Source organism: Sphingobium lactosutens DS20 (assembly GCF_000445105.1).
Classification (GTDB): Bacteria; Pseudomonadota; Alphaproteobacteria; order Sphingomonadales; family Sphingomonadaceae; genus Sphingobium; species Sphingobium lactosutens.
This window is the reverse complement of record NZ_ATDP01000041.1, coordinates 1-6,077: the sequence shown is the minus strand read 5'-3', so window position 1 is coordinate 6,077 and position 6,077 is coordinate 1. Positions and strand designations below refer to the sequence as shown.

At 61.8% G+C, this 6,077-nt stretch carries 7 protein-coding genes and 1 pseudogene; 7 read left to right on the top strand and 1 reads right to left on the bottom strand.

The genetic code is table 11. The features are described 5' to 3' along the window. From RLDS_RS30470 to RLDS_RS30450, 5 genes and pseudogenes are all read left to right on the top strand, one after another. Positions 1-1,896 (top strand): reverse transcriptase domain-containing protein (locus RLDS_RS30470; RefSeq protein WP_021224407.1); only part of this gene is annotated, 1,896 nt, incomplete at its 5' end. 20 nt (positions 1,897-1,916) lie between these two features. Next, positions 1,917-2,258: pseudogene (locus RLDS_RS30465) on the top strand (DUF6927 domain-containing protein); the annotation flags it as partial. Between the two features lie 32 nt (positions 2,259-2,290). Next, on the top strand, positions 2,291-2,497 hold the full coding sequence (locus tag RLDS_RS30460; RefSeq protein WP_020819411.1) for a hypothetical protein: 207 nt from the start codon (positions 2,291-2,293) through the stop codon (positions 2,495-2,497). Between the two features lie 151 nt (positions 2,498-2,648). Next, the gene (locus RLDS_RS30455) at positions 2,649-3,095 is read left to right on the top strand and encodes a hypothetical protein (RefSeq protein ID WP_100239852.1); all 447 of its coding nucleotides are present in this window, start codon (positions 2,649-2,651) and stop codon (positions 3,093-3,095) included. 53 nt (positions 3,096-3,148) lie between these two features. Beyond that, entirely contained in the window at positions 3,149-3,655 is a 507-nt protein-coding gene (locus RLDS_RS30450; RefSeq protein ID WP_020819413.1) for a thermonuclease family protein, read from the top strand. A gap of 35 nt (positions 3,656-3,690) precedes the next feature. On the opposite strand, the gene RLDS_RS30445 is transcribed toward RLDS_RS30450, so the two are convergent. Then, entirely contained in the window at positions 3,691-4,185 is a 495-nt protein-coding gene (locus RLDS_RS30445) for a hypothetical protein (RefSeq protein WP_020819414.1), read from the bottom strand. Between the two features lie 28 nt (positions 4,186-4,213). On the opposite strand from RLDS_RS30445, the gene RLDS_RS30440 reads away from it, so the two are divergent. Together RLDS_RS30440 and RLDS_RS30435 are read left to right on the top strand one after the other, a co-directional pair. Next, positions 4,214-5,248 carry a deazapurine DNA modification protein DpdA family protein gene (locus RLDS_RS30440; protein WP_020819415.1) on the top strand — a complete coding sequence of 345 codons (1,035 nt, stop codon included), beginning with the start codon at positions 4,214-4,216 and terminating at the stop codon, positions 5,246-5,248. Between the two features lie 61 nt (positions 5,249-5,309). Then, positions 5,310-5,954 (top strand): hypothetical protein, encoded by a 645-nt coding sequence (locus RLDS_RS30435; protein ID WP_020819416.1) that lies wholly within the window; start codon positions 5,310-5,312, stop codon positions 5,952-5,954. Positions 5,955-6,077: the final 123 nt, after the last annotated feature.

Genomic DNA, 6,077 nt, shown 5'->3' with positions numbered 1-6,077 from the left:
TTGGAGGCCATTCCGGCGCTCGTTGCGTCGGGCAAAAGGGTGAATGGACTCTATCGTCTGATGGGGTCTCGCCTCCTTTGGGAGGAGGGGCTCCAGAAGATCGGATCCAACAAGGGTGCGATGACGCCGGGTATTGACGGCGAGACCTTCGCGGACTTCGGACCGGAAGACCTCGACCCGATTATCGCCAGCGTGACGGCAGGGACCTATGATCCCAAACCAGTGCGTCGGGTGTTTATCCCGAAAGGCAAGGGCAAACGGCGTCCGCTGGGCATTCCCACGCGCGACGACCGCCTCGTTCAGGAAGTGGCGCGGCAACTGCTCGAACGGATCTATGAACCGGTGTTCTCGAACGCCTCCCATGGATTCCGGCCGGGCCGGTCGTGTCATACGGCGCTTGAACACGTCAAAGCCGTATGGACGGGGGTGAAATGGCTCGTAGATGTGGATGTCGCGGGGTTCTTCGAGAACATCGACCACGACATCCTCCTGCGGCTGTTGCGGAAAAGGATCGATGACGAGAAATTCATCGGCTTGATCGGCAGCATGCTTAAGGCGGGTGTTATGGAAGACCGGGTTCACACCCGGACCTACAGCGGCACTCCGCAGGGCGGTATCGTCTCTCCAATCTTGGCCAACATCTACCTCCATGAACTCGATATGTTCATGGCGGAACGGATCGCGGCTTTCGAGAGGGGGAAGGTCCGTGCCACGAACCCGGAATATGGGCGACTGGCTGGGCGCATCCAGAAACAACGGAAGCGCGTCACCATGCTGCGGGCCAAAGACAATGTCGACGAGGTGAAGGTTGCGGCCTCCTTGGCCAAAATCCAAACCTTACTGCCGCAAAAGCGGTCCATCCCGTCGAGAGACGCGATGGACCCCGGTTATCGCCGACTTCGTTACTGTCGCTACGCGGACGACTTCATGATTGGGGTTATCGGTAGCAAGGAGGATGCACGAAGCGTGTTCGCCGAAGTCAGGGCATTCCTGACCGAGGCGCTGGCGCTCACGGTGTCCGAGGAGAAAAGCGGTATCCGCAAGGCGAGCGATGGAGCCGCCTTCCTTGGATATGAGGTCCGCACATATACGACACGCCAACGGGTTGTCCGGAGCCGACAAGGTTCCGTCAGCTTCCTTCGTAGGCCGCCGTCGGAAGTGATGCAGCTGCATGTCCCTTGGGAGAAGGTCCACGCGTTCGCTTCTGCAAAAGGTTATGGTGATCTGTCGGTGTTGAAGCCGCGTCATCGTAGCCTGCTGCTCAGCTGCAGCGACGTTGAGATCGTCCTAGCTTACAACGCCGAATTGCGGGGTTTTGCGAACTACTATGCTCTCGCCAAGGATGTGAGCTTCAAGCTGAACAGGCTTGAGTTTCTCCAGCGGTGGAGCTTGTTCAAGACCTTGGCCAGCAAGCACAAAACCAATGTGCGAGCGGTCTTGGCCCGCATGAGGACGGGGCAGGAATTCACCATCGGCTACGACGTCGATGGCCAGCCCCGATCGGTCAAAGTCTGGAAACTGGCTCATCTGAAACGTGATCCGGCCACCTCGTCCAGGATTGATATCCAGCCTTGGACGCAGGTGTTCACCCACTCACGTACGGACTGGGTTGATCGTCAGAATGCCAAGCAATGCGAGGCTTGCGGTCGATCCGATGTTCCGTGTCAGGTGCACCATATCCGGGGGATGGCCGATGTTTCGCACCGCGGTTTTGTCGTGAGAATGAAGGTGGCACGCGCCCGCAGGACGGTGGTCCTGTGCGAGCAATGCCACTGGGATACTCACAGAGGCCGCCTGCCCGATCTACGGCAAAGTGATGGTTCGTCACAGTGGAGAGCCGCATGCGGTGAAAGCTGCACGTGCGGTTCGGCGGGGGGATCAGGGCTGACTCCATGAGCAGCACCAATCCTACCCGACTGACCGAAAATATGGGGCCATGCGAGGCCGACTGCCCCGCGGCGATCCTCGATCTGCTGAGCCCGACCGAGCATGAATATGCGCTCGATTGGCGCGCACGTTGCCGGGCGAACCTTGCGCACCGCGCGCGCAAACTCGCGGACGGGGATCGCATCCGGCTTCCCGAGCCGGTGACCTTCACCGACGGTAATGTCGCGCAGGAGTTCGTCGTCTGCAAGCGCGGCCGGAGGCTCGTGCTTCGCGATCCGCAGAATGGCTGCTTCTACCGGATCAGTCGCCTCATGACGCGCGCCTGGGTGGTCGTACCGGTCACCAAGATCCACAAGACGCTGTTTGCATGAGCGTCAATCCTCGAGGAGAAAGGGATCAGGTCATGACGACGGCCATCGACAGGCGTTGTCTGTCTCCCAAACGCCAGTTGCTCTGCAGCCGCGAGAATGCCCTGCGCGTCGCCAGCCGGATTTTCGATCATTCGCAGGGTAAGGTAAGCATCCTGCGCACTACCGATCCGCTGCAGCCTTTCCGCATCTCTACCGACCCTGCGTCGTCGGGCCTGATCGTCCTCGAGATGGTCGCCTGAAGCCCTCTCCATTCATGTCTTCCGGAGCAAAGCCCATCCGCATGCTGACCGCCGCTGCAACGCAGCCAGGCCCATGATCCCGCCGCTCGCGACCCATGGCAAGAGGGAAGGGGGATGAATGACGGTGTTCTCCAAGCTGGAAGGATCCGCCATGGACACTAACTTTTACATTACCGCGCGGTCTTCGAAATTCCCCCTCGACTACGCACACAGCAGGGAGGACGCAGCCGCGCTGCTCGCGCGTCACCGCGATCGCCATCCCGACGCTGTTGTCGAGTCCACCAACGCCTATTTCGAACGCACGCGCGCCGAAACATTGGCGTCATTTCCTCTCAGCCGGATCACGCAGCGTTTCTACGACGCTATGCTGGGCGTTCTCCCGCCACAATATATCAAGGGCGTTGCGGGCTTCTTTCTCTCCGAAGCGGCGACCCAGAACATCCACGCCCAGTTCATCGTGCATGGCGGCTGCACCTACGGTGGTTACGCGGACCTGGCGCGCGAATCCCGCAAGATCTGGACCATTGCCGACGTCCTTGAACTCGAAAGCCGGGCCGGCGCGCGCACCTTGACGTTCGACTGGTTTCCTGGGGACTGAACTTCGTGTTCGACGCAATGGAAAAGATCAGCGCCCTTTGTCATAGACATCGAATGTATCGTTTTCTGTGTTTCCTATTCCTTGTCTCCGCATGCGACGTCCGGGGTGCTCCCGTCAATGAGCCGGGGTTTACCGCATCCGCTCGCGCGCTCGATGGCGACACGATTGCAGCCGATTTCCGTCTCCTTGGTGTCGATGCGTTCGAGCGCCGTCAGCTCTGTGAACGGGCGCGGTCGTGCTGGGAATGTGGCAAGGCGGCTCAGGATCATGCCGCGCGGATTCTGGGCGAAGCCGACGCCCAAATCCGGCTCACCAACCGCTCGAGCTATGGTCGGCCGGTGGCGACTGTGACCGTGAAAGGCCGCGATCTCGGAGAGACGCTGATCCGCGCGGGTCTCGCCATTCCCCAACCCCAATTCCTGAAAACCGATCCGGCGCGTGCGAAGCAATATACCGAAGCCTTTGCCGCCGCGCAGCGAAACAAGGCTGGCGCGTTCGCTGGCCAGTGGATCGAGCCGGCTCGGTGGCGGCGCGGCGACCGCCTCGCTTGTGAGCGGTGATCTCCAAGGCTGGAGCGGCGTACCGCGCGGTCCCGTCAGGCAGTGAGGCCGGGATCGGCCCACCAGGAACGGCCTTGCCTGAAGTTCTCGGTTGAGGCGACGACAGGGCCATCCGGTTCGTCAGCTACATAAGGCGAGACCAGCGGACGTGCCCTGATTTTCCGGCGGTGGATGCTGCCCGCGACGCGGCCGCGCGCTTCGAGCAGCTCTTCGAGCCACATCAGATCGTCGAGCATCTCGACGATGCCGCGGCCAGCGAGGCAGAAATAGATGCAGCGCTGGAAATCGTCGCCTGCCGGATTGCTCAGGATGGACGCGAGCTTGCGCTTGCCGCCCGTCTCACCCTCATGGACCCAGGACATCGCCTCGCGCAGTTCGCGCACCGAATAATAGGCATCCTCGACATGCATACCGATCGCCGCATTGGCCAGCATGCGGCGGGTGGGGCGGTTTTGATCGTCAAGCGCGGCATCGCGCAGCGTCACATCGAGATCGAACGGTTCAAAATAGCGGGCGGCCTGCTCGGTCATTAAAAATCTCCCTTGAATGGAACATAACATGAACAATTATCCGGTCAAGTCACGCTCGATCGCTGTCATGGTGGGACTGCCGCACCTTGCTGATGGGGTGCTCCTGCGGCGCGCCCGACAGCTTCAGCAGCCCGTCCTGATTTCCGCCAATGCCCTGTCGCGCTGGTCGACGAAGCGAGGTTGGCGCGAATGGGCCGGCTGGACGACGCGGCCACTCATGAATGCGCATGGTCTTCGCAGCCTCAGCCTCGACAGCGCGGGGTTCAGCGCAATGGTCACCTATGGGCGCTATCCCTGGACGGTCGATGATTATGTCGGCCTGGCCGCAGCCTATCCATTCCGCTGGTGGGCAAGCCTCGACTATTGCGTCGAGCAGGAAGTGGCCAGCGATCGCAACGAGGTGCTCGACCGCATGTCCCGTACCATCCGGGCCAACATCGAATGCCGGCTGCGCGCTGAAAATGCCGGGATCGATGCGACCTTCATGCCGGTCATTCAGGGACGTCATCCCGGTGATTATGAACGCTGTGCAGTGGCGCTCGCGCATATGATCGAGCGCGCCGGGCTTGTCGGTGTCGGCAGCATGTGCCGGCGCCCTGTCCATGGCGCGGATGGACTGATCGCCGTCGTTGATCGTCTCGACCAGGTGCTGCCAAGGCAGACCCGTCTGCATCTCTTCGGCGTCAAGGGCGCCGCCATCCCCTATCTCACCGCCTTCGCCCATCGTATCGCCTCGATCGACAGCCAGGCCTATGGGGTCAGCGCGCGCATCGCCGCGCGACGTTGTGGTCAAGCCAAGACCGACCGCTTGGTGGCGGACCATATGACGCAGTGGTTGCTCAGACAGCATGCTCGCCTTGATCGGCCTTCGCGACAGTTGCCGGTGCAACCTGAGGTGCCGCCACCTCCCGAACCGGCAGACCCCTGGGAGCGGGTGATCGCACAGGCGCGCCGCGAGATACGCGATCTCATCGAAACCGGCGATCTCGACCATGACGAGATGACGGCCCTGTGGACCGAGCAATGGGCAGCGGACATCTACGGCGCAGCATCAGCGGACTGAAGGTGAGGAGAGGGGGAACGGAGGTGTGAGCGGCCGAACCGCTCGAGACCCGGAGACTCTCATGAATTATGATCTCGCCTTCCGCTACAGTCAGGCTCTCGATCCCAGCGCGCTGATCACGATCGGCACGGCGCTGCATGCGATCCACGCCGCCATCACCGATTGCCGCAACGCCGGCATCGATCTCGAACGTGATCCGGCGGTTATTCTGCTTGCGCGCCATCTGGGGACGGTGTGCGAAACGCGTGCACCGGACGCGGATCTGCGGCGCGACTGCATCGCGCGGATCGCCGAGCTGCGGAACCGGCCGGTTCTGAAGACGCTCGCCTATCGCGGCGTTGCCCATGACGAGCCCGCCAAGCGCCTGTTTCATTCGGAGGGGCGCGCCGCCATGCGCCGCCTGGCCGACGCCCTCGCGCTCGACGAGGGCAGTTTCGATATCCGGTCCAACAAGGGTGGTCCCGCCGTGTCAGGCGAAGTGACGCTGCACGGCGAGGATGTCTGGGTGCAACTCTCGCTCGGCCTCTCCGGTCCCGATCGGGAAGTGTGCTTTCGCAAGGTGCAGGGCCGCGACGATCATCTTGGAGACCGTAATTGTTGGGCGTCAATCCGCGAACTTGTCGACCCGGGCCGCTTCGCCGCACGAATCCGGCGGGAGCTTCGCTTGTCCACATCGCAGCCCGTTGTTCCCCGTCTCGTCGCCTGAACGAAGGCGATCATGCGCATTCTTTTCGTCCGCGTCAGGATCGGCGTCCAGGAGTCGGGCTATTCCTATCGCCTCTATATACCTTTCACGGAAAGTTCGTTCGAACGGCAAGCGTTGATCTCG

What these genes read in the sequence shown, in the direction of transcription:
- RLDS_RS30460 (WP_020819411.1), top strand. Translation starts at nt 2,291, where the DNA reads ATGACGACGGCCATCGACAGGCGTTGTCTGTCTCCCAAACGCCAGTTG.
- RLDS_RS30455 (WP_100239852.1), top strand. Translation starts at nt 2,649, where the DNA reads ATGGACACTAACTTTTACATTACCGCGCGGTCTTCGAAATTCCCCCTC.
- RLDS_RS30450 (WP_020819413.1), top strand. Translation starts at nt 3,149, where the DNA reads ATGTATCGTTTTCTGTGTTTCCTATTCCTTGTCTCCGCATGCGACGTC.
- RLDS_RS30445 (WP_020819414.1), bottom strand. Translation starts at nt 4,185, where the DNA reads ATGACCGAGCAGGCCGCCCGCTATTTTGAACCGTTCGATCTCGATGTG.
- RLDS_RS30440 (WP_020819415.1), top strand. Translation starts at nt 4,214, where the DNA reads ATGAACAATTATCCGGTCAAGTCACGCTCGATCGCTGTCATGGTGGGA.
- RLDS_RS30435 (WP_020819416.1), top strand. Translation starts at nt 5,310, where the DNA reads ATGAATTATGATCTCGCCTTCCGCTACAGTCAGGCTCTCGATCCCAGC.